Genomic DNA, 14182 nt, shown 5'->3' with positions numbered 1-14182 from the left:
TACAGCAACTCCCCCAAGGTAAACCCGAGGTACATCGCTAAAAAAAGAGGACTTAACGCCCTTGGTGGCCCCTGAAGCGCAATCCACGCTGGGCTTTTGCAAGCACTGCTGGGGACTGCGCTGGTCCGCCTTCTGGGTTTTTTGCGTGCAGCCGCAAAAATAACCTAAGGCGAATTTGGCCAGGGAAACCCGGCATTATGGCAAATAATCGGCCGTCTGGCAATACACTGCTGCATCAAGGGCGGAGGGGTGGGATGCCTGTCTCATATCGGCGAAATTGTGGATAAGGGATGGATAAATTACAATGGTCGGTTCGCCGATCCCTAATTTATCCACAGAAGTAGAAACAGAATAATGACCGAGGGAACCCATGCCCATGTTGGCGCAGGAAGTAGTGCCGGGCACAGTCTCTGGCAAGCCTGCGTAGAACAGCTGGCACAGGAACTGCCAGAGCAGCAGTTCAATACCTGGATCAAGCCCTTGGTGGCGCAGGTGACTGACGACTTCTCCAAAGTGACCTTGTTTGTCGCGAATCGCTTCAAGCTGGACTGGATCCGTGCGCAGTACGTAGGCCGTATCAGTGCCTTGCTGGAAAAGCTGTATGGCCAGATTATTCCGCTCGAGTTAGCGCTTACTCCTCGTGAAGCGCAGGTGCGCTCATCCATCGCTGCCTTGGTGCCTCAAGGCGTTGGGGCGGTTCCCGAGCCGGTCGTGGCAGTGGGTGAAGACCCTGCGCAGGCGCAATTCAAGAACCGACTGAACACCGCCCTGACCTTCGACACCTTGGTGGAGGGGACAGCCAACCGCATGGCGCGGGCTGCGGCCATGCACGTTTCCGGCACGCCTGGCCAGCTGTACAACCCGCTGTTCATCTACGGCGGCGTGGGTCTGGGCAAGACCCATTTGATGCACGCCGTGGGCAATCGCCTGCTGGCCGATCGGCCGGATGCCAAAGTTCTCTACATCCATGCGGAACAGTTTGTTTCAGATGTGGTTAAAGCCTACCAGCGCAAGACTTTTGACGAATTTAAGGAGCGCTACCACTCGCTGGACCTGTTGCTGATTGACGACGTGCAGTTCTTTGCCAACAAGGATCGCACGCAAGAAGAGTTCTTCAACGCCTTCGAAGCCCTGCTGACCAAGAAGTCGCACATCGTGATGACCAGCGACACCTATCCCAAGGGGCTGGCCGACATCCACGAGCGCCTGGTGTCGCGCTTCGACTCCGGCCTGACGGTGGCCATCGAGCCGCCCGAGCTGGAGATGCGCGTCGCGATTCTGATCAACAAGTCGCGTGCCGAAGGCACCGAAATGCCCGAGGAAGTGGCATTTTTCGTTGCCAAGAACGTGCGCTCCAACGTGCGCGAGCTCGAAGGCGCGCTGCGCAAATGCCTGGCTTATTCGCGTTTCAATCAGAAGGAAATGTCGATTCAGTTGGCGCGCGAAGCCTTGCGTGACTTGCTGTCCATCCAGAATCGGCAGATTTCGGTAGAGAACATCCAGAAGACGGTGGCCGACTACTACAAGATCAAGGTCGCGGATATGTACAGCAAGAAGCGCCCGGCCTCAATCGCCCGGCCGCGCCAGATTGCGATGTACCTGGCCAAGGAGCTGACGCAAAAGAGCCTGCCCGAGATCGGTGAGCTGTTCGGCGGACGTGACCACACCACGGTGCTGCACGCGGTGCGCAAGATTGGTGGTGAACGTCAACAGCTTACCGAGTTGAACCAGCAATTGCACGTGCTGGAGCAAACATTAAAGGGTTAGAACTTACGCAGCGTCCCCTATGCTGCCCTCTGGGCGCACAGGGGACTTGCGTAAGTCCTGAAGGCTCGCCAAAAGTGCAGGTAAAAACAGGGAAAATCACGCCTTGGTCGAAATCGACACGCTGGTTTCTCGCAAAGCTTATTTATAAACACACGGGGTTGACATGATCGTTTTGAAGGCAACACAAAGCAAAGTGCTCGCGGTTCTGCAGTCGGTGGCCGGCATCGTTGAACGGCGCCACACCTTGCCGATTCTGGCCAACGTGATGCTGCGCAAAACTGGCGGCACCGTGCAGCTGACCACCAGCGACCTGGAAATCCAGATCCGCACCAATGCCGAACTGGACGGCGACGCCGGCGATTTCAGCACCACCGTGGGCGCCCGCAAGCTGATCGACATCCTGCGCACCATGCCCGCAGACCAGACCGTGAGCCTGGAATCCAGCCAGAACAAGCTGATCCTCAAGGGTGGCAAGAGCAAGTTCACCTTGCAAACCCTGCCCTCTGAAGATTTCCCGCTGGTGCAAGAAGCCGCCAGCTTCGGCCCGGTGTTCAGCGTGCCGCAAAAAGTATTGAAGGCCCTGCTGAGCCAAGTGTCGTTCGCCATGGCCGTGCACGACATCCGCTACTACCTGAACGGCATTCTGTTCGTCGCTGAAGGCAACCAGCTCAGCCTGGTTTCCACCGACGGCCACCGTCTGGCCTTTGCCTCGGCCGCGCTGGACGTGGAAGTGCCCAAGCAAGAGGTGATCTTGCCGCGCAAGACGGTGCTGGAAATGCAGCGCCTGCTGAGCGACGCCGAAGGCGCGATCGAGATGCAGTTCGCCAGTAATCAGGCCAAGTTCAGCTTTGACGGCATGGAATTCGTCACCAAGCTGGTTGAAGGCAAGTTCCCCGACTACAACCGCGTGATTCCCAAGAACCACCACAACCACATCACCTTGGGCCGCCAGGCCTTCCTGTCCAGCCTGCAGCGCACCGCGATTCTGACCAGCGACAAGTTCAAGGGCGTGCGCTTGAACGTTGAACCTGGCAGCTTGCGCGTGGCCTCGAACAATGCCGAGCAGGAAGAAGCCGTGGATGAGCTCGACATCGACTACGGTGGCGACACCATCGAGATCGGTTTCAACGTGACCTACCTGATCGATGCCTTGGCCAATATGGCGCAAGACATGGTGACGATCTCGCTCAGCGACGGCAACAGCTCTGCGTTGTTGACCATCCCCGAGAACGAGACCTTCAAATACGTGGTCATGCCCATGCGGATTTAACTGCTATATAAAACGTAGCTACTTCCGCACTATCCATCTGCGCCAGAGGCAGATTTACCTTATAAATATTGCGGCATCTGGGGGAGTATTCCCCCCGACACGCACAGTACGCCATGACCGAAGAAAACAAGCCCGTCCCCGCAGCCACCGATGCCATGGACGCCGTGAACACCGGCGACAGCACGGTGGACAGCTCCAACTTCCAGCCCACGATCGACACCAACCAGGCCGGCGCCACCGAAGCCTACGGCGAAGGTTCGATCCAGATCCTGGAAGGCCTGGAAGCGGTGCGCAAGCGCCCGGGTATGTACATCGGCGATACGTCCGACGGCACCGGCCTGCACCATCTGGTGTTCGAGGTGGTGGACAACTCCATCGACGAATCTTTGGCGGGCCATTGTGACGACATCTTGGTCACCATCCATTCCGACAACTCGATCAGCGTGGTCGACAACGGCCGTGGCATCCCCACCGGTATCAAAATGGACGACAAGCACGAGCCGAAACGCTCGGCCGCTGAAATCGCCCTGACCGAGCTGCACGCCGGCGGCAAGTTCAACCAGAACAGCTACAAAGTATCCGGCGGCCTGCACGGTGTGGGCGTCAGTTGCGTGAATGCGCTGTCGAAAATGCTGCGCCTGACCATCCGCCGCGACGGCAAGATCCATGTGATGGAGTTCAGCAAAGGCTTTGTGCAAAACCGCCTGCTGGACACTGTGGACGGCGTTGAGGTTTCGCCCATGCACGTGATTGGCGACACTGAGAAGCGCGGCACCGAGGTGCACTTCCTGCCCGACACCGAGATCTTCAAAGAGAACAACGACTTCCACTACGAAATCCTGAGCAAGCGCCTGCGCGAACTCAGCTTCCTGAACAACGGCGTGAAGATCCGCCTGAAGGACGAGCGCAGCGGCAAGGAAGACGACTTCTCCGGCGCCGGTGGCGTGCAAGGCTTCGTCAACTTCATCAACAAGGGCAAGTCGGTGTTGAACCCCAACATCTTCCACGCCATGGGCGACCGCCAAAGCGACCAGGGCACCAACATTGGCGTGGAAGTGGCGATGCAGTGGAACAGCGGCTACAACGAGCAGGTGCTGTGCTTCACCAACAACATTCCGCAGCGCGACGGCGGCACCCATTTGACAGGTCTGCGCGCGGCCATGACCCGCATCATCAACAAGTACATCGACGACACCGAAGTCGCTAAAAAAGCCAAGGTCGAAGTCACCGGCGACGACATGCGCGAAGGCCTGACTTGCGTGCTGAGCGTGAAAGTACCCGAGCCCAAGTTCAGCAGCCAGACCAAGGACAAGCTGGTTTCCAGCGAAGTGCGCGGCCCGGTGGAAGACATCGTTAGCAAGCTGCTGTACGACTACCTGCAGGAACGCCCCAACGATGCAAAGATCATCGTCGGCAAGATCATCGAAGCCGCCCGCGCCCGTGAAGCCGCCCGTAAGGCCCGCGACATGACGCGCCGCAAGGGCGTGCTCGACGGCATGGGCCTGCCCGGCAAGCTGGCCGACTGCCAGGAAAAAGACCCGGCAGGTTGCGAAATCTATATCGTCGAGGGTGACTCCGCCGGCGGCTCCGCCAAGCAGGGCCGCGACCGTAAGTTCCAGGCCATCCTGCCGCTGCGCGGCAAGATCTTGAACGTGGAAAAAGCCCGCTATGAAAAGCTGCTGACCAGTAACGAAATTCTGACGCTGATCACCGCCCTGGGCACCGGCATCGGCAAGGCCGGTGGCACCACAGGCAACGACGACTTCAACGTCGCCAAGCTGCGCTACCACCGCATCATCATCATGACCGATGCGGACGTTGACGGCGCCCACATCCGTACCCTGCTGCTGACCTTCTTCTACCGCCAGATGCCCGAACTGGTCGAACGCGGTCACATCTACATTGCCCAGCCACCGCTGTACAAGGTCAAGGCCGGCAAGGAAGAGCTGTACCTGAAGGACGCCAGCGCCCTGGATGGCTTCTTGCTGCGCATCGCCCTGGTCCACGCCTCGGTCTACACCGGTGGCGAGAACGGCAGCACCCTGAGCGGCGACACCCTGGCCGAGCTGGCGCGCAAGCACCAGGTCGCTGAGGCCGTCATTGCCCGCCTGCAAGCCTTCATGGATGCCGAAGCCCTGCGCGCCATTGCCGACGGCGTGGCCTTGAACCTGGACACCGTGGCCGATGCCGAAGTCTCTGCCGCCGCGCTGCAAAAGCGTCTGCTGGAGCTGGGCAGTGGCGCCGAAGTGGCCGGCGAATTCGACGTGCGTACCGACAAACCCATCCTGCGCATCAGCCGCCGCCACCACGGCAACATCAAGAGTAGCGTGCTCACGCAAGATTTCGTGCACGGCGCCGACTACGCCGCCCTGGCCGAAGCCGCCAATACCTTCCGCGGCCTGCTGTCCGAAGGAGCCAAGGTGCAGCGTGGCGAAGGCGAGCGCCAGAAGGAAGAAAAGGTTGGCGACTTCCGCCAGGCCATGGCCTGGCTCATTTCTGAGGCCGAACGCACCACCAGCCGCCAGCGCTACAAAGGCTTGGGCGAGATGAACCCCGAGCAGCTCTGGGAAACAACCATGGACCCCACCGTGCGCCGCCTGCTGCGCGTACAGATCGACGACGCCATCGAAGCCGACCGCGTGTTCACCATGCTGATGGGCGATGAGGTGGAGCCACGGCGGGAATTCATCGAGACCAATGCGCTACGGGCGGGGAATATTGACGTCTAAGATTTTCTTGAATGGAGCTTAGACGTTAATTAAATCAATAACTTAGCTATCTTTTGATGGATGTTGATGGTTTAGATATCAGCGTTTATCCGTCCCCCTGAAATCACCTGGATATCAGCGCCCGAGATACCAAAATATTTCGGGGCGTTTCCCTCGCGGGGCGATGACACCTGCGCGCCGCATGGTTTGCAGCAAATTCTTCACCTTATTCGCTTTCTGCTCCTCAGTGAGGACGTCGGGCAGCTTAGCGCGTAGTAAACCATCCAGATCGGCCCGGCTGGCTTGGCCATATCTCTTGAGGTATCCCATGACCAGCTCCTGGTAGTGCTGGTCATCTAAGCCGCGGTTATGGATGTACTGGGCCTTCTGGTCTACGGCATCGGCAACCTTGGCCGAGATGAAATGGTTGGGCGAACGACCCTCAATTAACCCCAGTTCGCGCAAAGCCTTGGCCTCTGCCACAGAGAGTGGCTGGCGTTTTTGCACCCGGTCGAGCCGCAGCACCTGCCCCAAGGTCAAGTCACTGCGGGCCAAAAGTGCGCGTGCGAACTTCGGGTCCAGGATCTGCCCCTGCAAAGTCAATTCCACCCGGGGATGCCCTTGTGGTGAAAAGTCGAAAGCGTAGTCCGGCAGGGGGAACAGGCGTTGACGTTGGGTGGCGAACATCCGGCGAATACCGCTGCCAGCCTGCTCGATCATGCGCAGGCGAATCATCCCGTCAATCAGCCACTGATTGCGGTAGTGCTCCGGCGGCGACTGGTGTTCCAGCATCCATTCCACGCTCTCTGGGATGAATTGGCCCAGATTGGTCACCACCAGCCGGTCAGGGTGCTCCACTAGATTGATCTTGCCGCCCAACGTGTAGTCCTGGTGGGCGACGGCGTTGTGCAGGGCCTCGCGTAGCACCCAGGCGTCGTACTGTTGCACCGGGGTCGGAAATAAGGTGCCATCGGGCATGTGGTCGATGGTCACATTGCGGATGCGGGCAAAGGCCCGCTCGGTAGCCAGCAGAAAAGGAATGCAGAAAGGTTGCGACGTCACCGTGCCATTGCTGGCGTCGCGTAGCACCCAGGTGATCTTGGTATCGGCCGGGCTCAGGAAGTGCAATGCCTCGTCCTTGCCCAGCAACAACAATGCAGATCGCGTAATGCGGCCCTGCTTGGTGACATGCGCCTTGTTCAGCAAGGTTTCCGTGCTCCATGTGACAGCTTCCGCACGGATGGACACGTGCCGACGGGCATCGGGCTCACTCCGCGTCAGATATTCCGTGAAACGCACCCGGGCCGCGGCGATGGCTTCGGGGTCGAGGTCTTCCATCGACGCGCCGGGCACCAGGGCTCCGGACCAATCTTCCTTTTGGCCCAGCTGGCTCCACAGCCGAGCCTCCTTGTCAGGATGCTCGCCCAGCTTGACTAGGTGGCTGTCGATGCGAACGTAGCGCACATGCAGGAAAGCGATAGGCGCGCTGCGGGCAGGGTGAATTTCTAGCATCACCACCCGGCCATCTGGGTGCTGCACTTCATGGAACTCGAAGTCGGCTCGCGGCTGCGTCATCACCTGCAGCCATATCGTCAGCGCCTGGTTGCTGCCCGCCTTCACCTTTTGGGTAAATGGGTTGAAATGGGTTCCGGTCACCCGGTGCGTACCGTCTTCGACACCCCACACCATCCAAGCCCGCTCATGCCCCTGCAAGGCGGCCGTGTTGGCGAGGCCCGCAATGTAGCGGCCGATTTCGTCGGCCTCGCTTAGGTTGGACTTGAACTCGACACTGCCTTTTTCGCGCGGCAGTTGCAGTAACTGGATCAGGGTTTCCAATAATGCTGCTTCGCTCACTACAACTCCAAAAAAGCGATGTTCTTAACCAATGCCTGTGCCAGCTGGCTCGTCGTGTCAGGGCTTTCATTGCGTGGCGGATGCAGAGCGGCGCACAGGCGGGGTAGGGTAACCGGTCTGTTGTCCTTGGTCTCCACCACGGCCAGGGGAATGTTGGGTTTGTAGAACAGGGCGTAGTCGGCGCGCACCACGACGCGACCAGCGCGCAGGGGGAATTCGCGGTAGATCTGGTCTAGCGGGTGCCAGCCTGCGCGCTCCATGGCGGGGCGGATGCACTTATCGCAAATGTCACTCTCGGAAAGCGATTTTTTATCCATGCCGCTGGGTGTTTCCCTGGTGCGTTGCGTTCACCCGGTGGAACGCGTCACGGGTGGATGAAGCTTGATTTTGCCATTCGTGTGGAGGGGGGCGATAGCGTGTTGGATGGCTAGCGCCCATCCTTCGCTGCTGGCTCCCGGGCCCACGGCGCCTGCGCAAAATGGTTCGCCAGGAACTCAATGAGCGCTTGTACCCGCGCCGGCCGCGCGCGACCCGGGGGGGTGACGATGTGCAGGGCGATGGGGGGTACTTGCCAGTCGTCCAGCGCGGTCTCTAGCAGCCCCGACTGCAGGTCTTGCCAGGCCAGAAACTCGGGCTGCAGTGCCAGGCCTAGGCCGGCCCGCAGCGCGGGGATCAGGCCTTCGGCGTTGTTGGCGCGCAGCGTGGCCGGGACCACCTGTGAAAACTCACCCAGCCGCGCGTGCTGGAAGCGCCAGGCTTCGCCGGTGCGGGTGTGCACATAGCGCAGCGCACGGTGGGTGGCCAGGTCACGCGGGTGGCTGGGGCGGCCATGTTGCGCGAAGTACGCTGGGGCACCCACCAGCAGCAGGCGCACGGTGCACAGGCGGCGCGCCAGCAGGCTGGAATCTGGCAGGTTCGAGATGCGTAGCGCCACATCAAAGCCGTCAGCCACCATGTCGATCAGCTCGTCGCTGAAATGCAGGTCCGGGGCCACGTCGGGGTGCAGGGCCATGAACGCAGGCAGGGCCGGTGCCAGGTGCGACACACCAAACGACATGGGCGCTGCAATGCGGATGGGGCCGCGCAGGTTCTTGGATTGCTCCGTAACTTCGGCCTCCACGGCTTCACCTTCGCTGAGGATGCGCGCCGCCCGTTCCAGCGAGGCCTGGCCGCTGGCGGTGAGCGACATGCGCCGCGAGGTGCGGTGGAACAAGGTGGTTTTGAGCCGGCCCTCCAGACGCGTGAGCGCCTTGGATACGGTGGGTTGCGAGATACCCAGCTCGGCCGCAGCCTTGGCGAAAGAGCCGGTTTCGGCCACCTTGGCGAAGATGGCCCACGCTTCGAAGTCAGGCAGTCTGGTCATGTGTCAGTGGCGCCCGGCCGCCCGAAGCCACTGAGCGCCCCCTCGGGGGGGCAGCGATGAGCGTGGGCATGTAGATTTTGGAATGGATTGTTTTCCATCTTTTCTATTCTCTTATTGATCGCCGAATCATAAAGTCTCTCCATCGCAACACAACTTCTCGGAGAAACACCATGATTGAACGCAGACCTTTCGATTCCCTCGGCGGCGCAGACCACGGCTGGCTCAATGCCAAGCACCATTTTTCTTTCGCCGAATACCACGACCCGGCACGCATGGGCTGGGGTGCCCTGCGGGTGTGGAACGACGACACGATTGCCGCCGGCACCGGCTTCCCTCCACATGCCCATGCCAATATGGAAATCATCACCTACGTCCGTGAAGGTGCCATCACCCACCAGGACAACCTGGGCAACAAGGGCCGCACCGAAGCGGGCGACGTGCAGGTGATGAGCGCGGGCACCGGTATCCGCCACTCGGAATACAACCAGGAACCCGGCGTGACCAAGATCTTCCAAATCTGGATCATGCCCGACGGCCGCGGCCTGCCACCTTCCTGGGGTGCCAAGCCCTTCCCCAAGGGCGACCGCTCCGGCAGCTTTGTGGCACTGGCCAGCGGCCTGCCAGGTGATGAAGGCGCCTTGCCCATCCGTACCAACGCACGGGTGTCCGGGGCCACGCTGAAGGCCGGTGAAACGGCGGAGTACCACCTGGGTAAGAACCGCCGCGCCTACCTGGTGCCCGCCATTGGCGAAGTGGAAGTGGACGGCGTGCGCCTGCTGGCCCGCGATGGTGCAGCGATCAGCGACGTGGAGACCATCCGCGTCACGGCCATCGCCGATGCCGAGCTGGTGCTGGTGGACACCGCACCCTAAGTTTGGGGCGCTGCTGCAAGGGCTGTAACAAGCTCTTGCACTGCCAGCGCACATTTGTTCAAAAAATAGCGCAAACCATCTATCTGCTGCGGCTCTGCGTATCTAACGTGCACCGGGTACGTACCTAGTCGTTCGCAATACACATTTTTCAGATGCAAGGAGTTCCCACCATGGCCATTACCGCTACGCCCGCCGCAGGCGCCAAGTTGCTCACCCCCCATGACCACACCCTGGTCATGATCGACTTCCAGTCGCAAATGGCGTTCGCCACCAATTCCATCGACCCGGTGCTGCTGCGCTCCAATGCGGCCCTGGTGGCCAGCGCCGCCGCCGGCTTTGGTGCCTCGACCATCCTCACCACGGTGGCCGAGAAAAGCTTCTCTGGCCCAATGTTTGAAGAGGTCACCGCACCTTTCCCCGGCCAGGCCCTGCTGGATCGCACCTCGATGAACACCTGGGAAGACGCGGCTGTGATCAAGCGCATCAACGCCATCGGCAAGAGTCGCATCGTGCTGGCGGGTCTGTGGACCAGCGTGTGCATCGTCGGCCCGGCCCTGTCGGCCATCGACCAGGGCTTCGAGGTGTATGTGATTGCCGATGCCTGTGGCGATATTTCCAATGAGGCCCACAACCGCGCGATGGAGCGCATGGTGCAGGCCGGCGCGCAGCCCATGACTTCGCTGCAATACCTGCTGGAACTGCAACGCGACTGGGCGCGTACCGAGACCTACGACATGACCACCGGTGTTGCCAAGAAGTTTGGCGGCGGCTATGGCATCGGCATCAACTACGCCCGCGCCATGTTTGGTGCCCACGAAGGCTGAGAGGGCAGGCCATCTCGCTAGCGCATTTTTTTCACAGCCCTTCACTGAAAGACTTTTCTATGGCTGATGCATACCCCGACCTGATCCTGCACCACGGCCTGTTCACCACGCTGGACCGCGCCAACCCAACGGCCAGTGCTGTGGCGATCCGGGATGGCCGCTTCACCCATGTGGGGCGCGACCACGAGGTCATGCCGCTGGCGGGACCGAACACCAAGCTCATCGACATGCGCGGCAAGCGCGTGCTGCCGGGTCTGATCGACAACCACCTGCACATCATCCGCGGCGGGCTCAATTTCAACCTCGAGTTGCGCTGGGACGGTGTGCGCAGCCTGGCCGATGCCATGGGCATGCTCAAGCGCCAGGTAGACGTCACACCTGCGCCGCAGTGGGTGCGGGTGGTGGGCGGCTTCACCGAGCACCAGTTTGCCGAGAAGCGCCTGCCTACCATTGCCGAGCTGAATGCGGTGGCGCCCGACACACCCGTGTTCCTGCTGCACCTGTACGACCGCGCCTTGCTCAACGGCGCCGCACTGCGCGCCGTGGGCTATACCAAGGACACGCCCGCGCCACCCGGCGGCGAGATCGTGCGCGACAGCGCGGGCAACCCGAGCGGCTTGCTGCTGGCCAAGCCCAACGCTTCCATCCTCTACGCCACGCTGGCCAAGGGCCCGAAGCTGCCGTACGAATACCAACTGAATTCCACCCGCCACTTCATGCGCGAACTGAACCGCTTGGGCGTGACCGGCGCCATCGACGCCGGTGGCGGCTTCCAGAACTACCAGGACGACTACCAGGTCATCGAAGAACTGGCCAAGGCCGACCAGTTGACCATCCGCCTGGCCTACAACCTGTTCACGCAAAAGCCCAAGCAGGAGAAGGCCGATTTCCTGAACTGGACGGCCACTTCCCAATACAAGCAGGGCACGGACTACTTCCGCCATAACGGTGCGGGCGAAATGCTGGTGTTCTCCGCCGCCGACTTCGAAGACTTCCGCCAGCCGCGCCCCGACATGGCGCCCGAGATGGAAGGCGAGCTTGAAGAAGTGGTGCGCCTGCTGGCGCAGAACCGTTGGCCCTGGCGCCTGCACGCCACCTACGATGAAACCATCAGCCGTGCGCTGGACGTATTCGAGCGTGTGAACCAGGACGTGCCGCTGCAAGGCCTGAACTGGTTCTTTGACCACTGCGAAACCATCTCGGACCAGTCCATCGACCGTATTGCCGCACTCGGTGGTGGCATCGCCGTGCAGCACCGCATGGCCTACCAGGGCGAATACTTTGTCGAGCGCTACGGCCATGGTGCGGCCGAGGCCACGCCGCCAGTCAAGAAGATTTTGGAGAAAGGCGTGAAGGTTTCTGCCGGTACCGATGCCACCCGCGTCGCCTCCTACAACCCCTGGGTCTCGCTGTCTTGGCTGGTCACCGGCAAGACCGTGGGGGGCATGCAGCTGTATCCGCAACGCAACTGCCTGGACCGCGAAACCGCGTTGCGCATGTGGACCGAGAACGTGACCTGGTTCAGCAACGAGGTGGGCAAGAAGGGCCGCATCGAAGTCGGTCAGTTTGCCGACCTGGTGGTGCCCGACCGCGACTTCTTCGCCTGCGCCGAATCCGACATTGCCGACACCACGGCGCTGCTCACCATCGTCGGCGGCAAGGTGGTGTATGGCGCGGGCGATTTCGCTGCGCATGACGACAGCCCACTGCCGCCGGCCATGCCCGACTGGTCGCCGGTGCGCCGCTTTGGTGGCTACGCGGGTTGGGGTGAACAGGGCACGCCCATGCAGGCCGTGATGAAACAGGCTGCAGCGGCCTGTGCCTGCGCCAAGGACTGCAATGTGCATGGGCACCAGCACGCTACCGCCTGGAGCAGCAAGCTGCCGATTGTCGACCTGAAGAGCTTTTGGGGCGCGCTGGGCTGCGCCTGCTGGGCCGTTTGATGGACGCGCTGCGGCAACTATTCATCGCGCCTTGGGTGCATTGGCTGGCGCTGCTGTGCCTATGCGCGGCCTATCTGCAGGGCGCATTCGACAAGGCGCGTGACTTCCCTGCAGCGGCAGCCGAGATGCGGCGCTTTGGCCTGGCGCCGGCGGCACCCTTGGCGGCTCTCACCATCGCTTTTGAATTTGGAGCTTCGGCCATGGTGCTGACCGGCTATTACCGCTGGCTGGGGGCTGTGATGTTGGCGGCCTTCACGGCGCTGGCGAATTGCCTGGCGGACCGCTTCTGGTCCACAGACGGTGTGCAAAAGCGCGTGGTGGCGAATGCATTTTTCGAACATTGGGGTTTGGTCGGGGGTTTCATCGTGGTTGCCTGGTACGACCTGGGAGGTCACAGTGGTATCTGAAGCAAGCTCCGTCCCTACGTTGGCACCCGCAGCGGAGAAACCGCTGTTGGCGCGGTTGTCGATTTCCATGTTTTCCATGGTGATGGGCATTGGCGGCCTGTCCAATGCCTGGGCTGCGGCCCACCGGGTATTTGGCCTGCCCTTGCTGATCAGTCAAATCTTGCTGTTCATCGCCGTACTCAGTTTCGTTGTGCTGGTGCTGCTGCACCTGGCCAAGCTGAAGTTTTGCTTTGCCGAGGTGATGGAGGAGTTTGCACACCCTGTGCGGTCCAGCTTCTTCCCGGCTGTATCGGTGGCGACCGTGGTGTTGTCCATCGGTCTGAGGCCTTATTCCTGGGCCTTGGCGGATGCGCTGTGGTGGATAGGCGCAAGCATGCATTTCACATTCGCCGTGACTCTGATCCGGCGCTGGATATTGCATGCGCAGGACGAAGGTGTGTTGACGCCGGCATGGTTCATCCCGGTGGTGGGCAACATCCTGGTGCCGGTGGGCGGTGTGCCGCTGGGCCATGTGGAGATCAGCTGGTTCTTCTTCTCCATCGGCCTGATTCTGTGGCTGTCGTTCTTCACCATCGTGCTGCACCGCGTGCTGTTTGTGCCGACGATGAGCCAGCGCAGCATGCCCACGCTGTTCATTTTGCTGGCGCCGCCGTCGATTGGTTTGTCAGCCTACCTCGCCTTTACGGGTGGGCAGCCCGGGGCACTGGGCGACATGCTGTACTGCCTGGCTTTGTTTATCGCCATTCTGTTGGCGAGTCTGGGCCGGCATCTGGCGCACGGTGCGTTTTTCATGAGCTGGTGGGCCATGACTTTTCCGGCCGATGGCTGGGCCGGTGCCACCCTGGGCTACTACCTTGCGCGCCCCACAACTTACACCCTGGTGATTGCTGCCGTGGCGCTGACAGCCGCCACCTTGATCGTGTCATGGGTCGTGGTCCGAACCGCTCTGCATATGGCCAGCGGCGCAGCGTTCCGCGAAGACTAGTACTGCACCCCGGAAGTAGCGGAACAAAATGAAAGTGATGGATTCGTTCTCAGGGTTAGGCGCAAGCCGCAGCGAAGGCTGTACGCCTTCGCAAGGTTTGCAACGACGCCATGGGGACGAAGACGCGCTTTCATGTTTCGTTGCTTCCGGGGTGCAGTACTAGGCCCTTGCCCTTCTCCATTCTTTTCT

10 protein-coding genes and 1 pseudogene are annotated in these 14182 nt (G+C 61.0%); 8 read left to right on the top strand and 3 right to left on the bottom strand.

Features of this window, described 5'->3' with window-relative positions; genetic code table 11:
* Positions 1 to 354 precede the first annotated feature (354 nt).
* From dnaA to gyrB, 3 genes are all read left to right on the top strand, one after another.
* Positions 355 to 1767 carry a chromosomal replication initiator protein DnaA gene (dnaA, locus tag AC07R0_RS12930; protein ID WP_495105112.1) on the top strand — a complete coding sequence of 471 codons (1413 nt, stop codon included), beginning with the start codon at positions 355 to 357 and terminating at the stop codon, positions 1765 to 1767.
* A gap of 163 nt (positions 1768 to 1930) precedes the next feature.
* Entirely contained in the window at positions 1931 to 3037 is a 1107-nt protein-coding gene (gene dnaN, locus AC07R0_RS12925; RefSeq protein ID WP_495105111.1) for a DNA polymerase III subunit beta, read from the top strand.
* A 113-nt stretch (positions 3038 to 3150) separates the two neighbouring features.
* Positions 3151 to 5766 (top strand): DNA topoisomerase (ATP-hydrolyzing) subunit B, encoded by a 2616-nt coding sequence (gene gyrB / locus AC07R0_RS12920; protein WP_495075576.1) that lies wholly within the window; start codon positions 3151 to 3153, stop codon positions 5764 to 5766.
* Between the two features lie 114 nt (positions 5767 to 5880).
* On the opposite strand, the gene AC07R0_RS12915 is transcribed toward gyrB, so the two are convergent.
* The 3 genes and pseudogenes from AC07R0_RS12915 to AC07R0_RS12905 all read right to left on the bottom strand — a co-directional run bounded on the left by AC07R0_RS12915 (position 5881) and on the right by AC07R0_RS12905 (position 8962).
* Positions 5881 to 7599 (bottom strand): RNA/DNA-binding domain-containing protein, encoded by a 1719-nt coding sequence (locus AC07R0_RS12915; RefSeq protein WP_495105110.1) that lies wholly within the window; start codon positions 7597 to 7599, stop codon positions 5881 to 5883.
* Positions 7600 to 7718: 119 nt separating this feature from the next.
* A pseudogene (locus AC07R0_RS12910) lies at positions 7719 to 7916 on the bottom strand (hypothetical protein); the annotation flags it as partial.
* Positions 7917 to 8026: 110 nt separating this feature from the next.
* Entirely contained in the window at positions 8027 to 8962 is a 936-nt protein-coding gene (locus AC07R0_RS12905; protein WP_495105109.1) for a LysR family transcriptional regulator, read from the bottom strand.
* Between the two features lie 170 nt (positions 8963 to 9132).
* On the opposite strand from AC07R0_RS12905, the gene AC07R0_RS12900 reads away from it, so the two are divergent.
* The 5 genes from AC07R0_RS12900 to AC07R0_RS12880 all read left to right on the top strand — a co-directional run bounded on the left by AC07R0_RS12900 (position 9133) and on the right by AC07R0_RS12880 (position 13993).
* A complete protein-coding gene (locus tag AC07R0_RS12900) occupies positions 9133 to 9834 on the top strand; it encodes a pirin family protein (protein WP_490591959.1) in 702 nt (233 codons plus the stop codon).
* 170 nt (positions 9835 to 10004) lie between these two features.
* Positions 10005 to 10658, top strand: a complete 654-nt coding sequence (locus tag AC07R0_RS12895) for an isochorismatase family protein (RefSeq protein ID WP_495105108.1) — start codon at positions 10005 to 10007, stop codon at positions 10656 to 10658.
* A 59-nt stretch (positions 10659 to 10717) separates the two neighbouring features.
* On the top strand, positions 10718 to 12601 hold the full coding sequence (locus tag AC07R0_RS12890) for an amidohydrolase (RefSeq protein ID WP_495105107.1): 1884 nt from the start codon (positions 10718 to 10720) through the stop codon (positions 12599 to 12601).
* Complete coding sequence (locus AC07R0_RS12885) at positions 12601 to 13008, top strand: DoxX family protein (RefSeq protein WP_495105142.1); 408 nt, start codon at positions 12601 to 12603, stop codon at positions 13006 to 13008. Before AC07R0_RS12890 ends, AC07R0_RS12885 begins: the two co-directional genes overlap by 1 nt.
* Positions 12998 to 13993 (top strand): SLAC1 anion channel family protein, encoded by a 996-nt coding sequence (locus AC07R0_RS12880; protein WP_495105106.1) that lies wholly within the window; start codon positions 12998 to 13000, stop codon positions 13991 to 13993. Before AC07R0_RS12885 ends, AC07R0_RS12880 begins: the two co-directional genes overlap by 11 nt.
* Positions 13994 to 14182 lie beyond the last annotated feature (189 nt).

Source organism: Rhodoferax sp. GW821-FHT07F03, assembly GCF_059418745.1.
The sequence above is the reverse complement of the archived record's forward strand: the minus strand, read 5'-3'. Positions and strand labels throughout refer to the sequence as shown.

Excerpts from the sequence above, each read along its gene's own strand:
- dnaA (WP_495105112.1), top strand. The coding sequence starts at position 355 with ATGACCGAGGGAACCCATGCCCATGTTGGCGCAGGAAGTAGTGCCGGG.
- dnaN (WP_495105111.1), top strand. The coding sequence starts at position 1,931 with ATGATCGTTTTGAAGGCAACACAAAGCAAAGTGCTCGCGGTTCTGCAG.
- gyrB (WP_495075576.1), top strand. The coding sequence starts at position 3,151 with ATGACCGAAGAAAACAAGCCCGTCCCCGCAGCCACCGATGCCATGGAC.
- AC07R0_RS12905 (WP_495105109.1), bottom strand. The coding sequence starts at position 8,962 with ATGACCAGACTGCCTGACTTCGAAGCGTGGGCCATCTTCGCCAAGGTG.
- AC07R0_RS12900 (WP_490591959.1), top strand. The coding sequence starts at position 9,133 with ATGATTGAACGCAGACCTTTCGATTCCCTCGGCGGCGCAGACCACGGC.
- AC07R0_RS12895 (WP_495105108.1), top strand. The coding sequence starts at position 10,005 with ATGGCCATTACCGCTACGCCCGCCGCAGGCGCCAAGTTGCTCACCCCC.
- AC07R0_RS12890 (WP_495105107.1), top strand. The coding sequence starts at position 10,718 with ATGGCTGATGCATACCCCGACCTGATCCTGCACCACGGCCTGTTCACC.
- AC07R0_RS12885 (WP_495105142.1), top strand. The coding sequence starts at position 12,601 with ATGGACGCGCTGCGGCAACTATTCATCGCGCCTTGGGTGCATTGGCTG.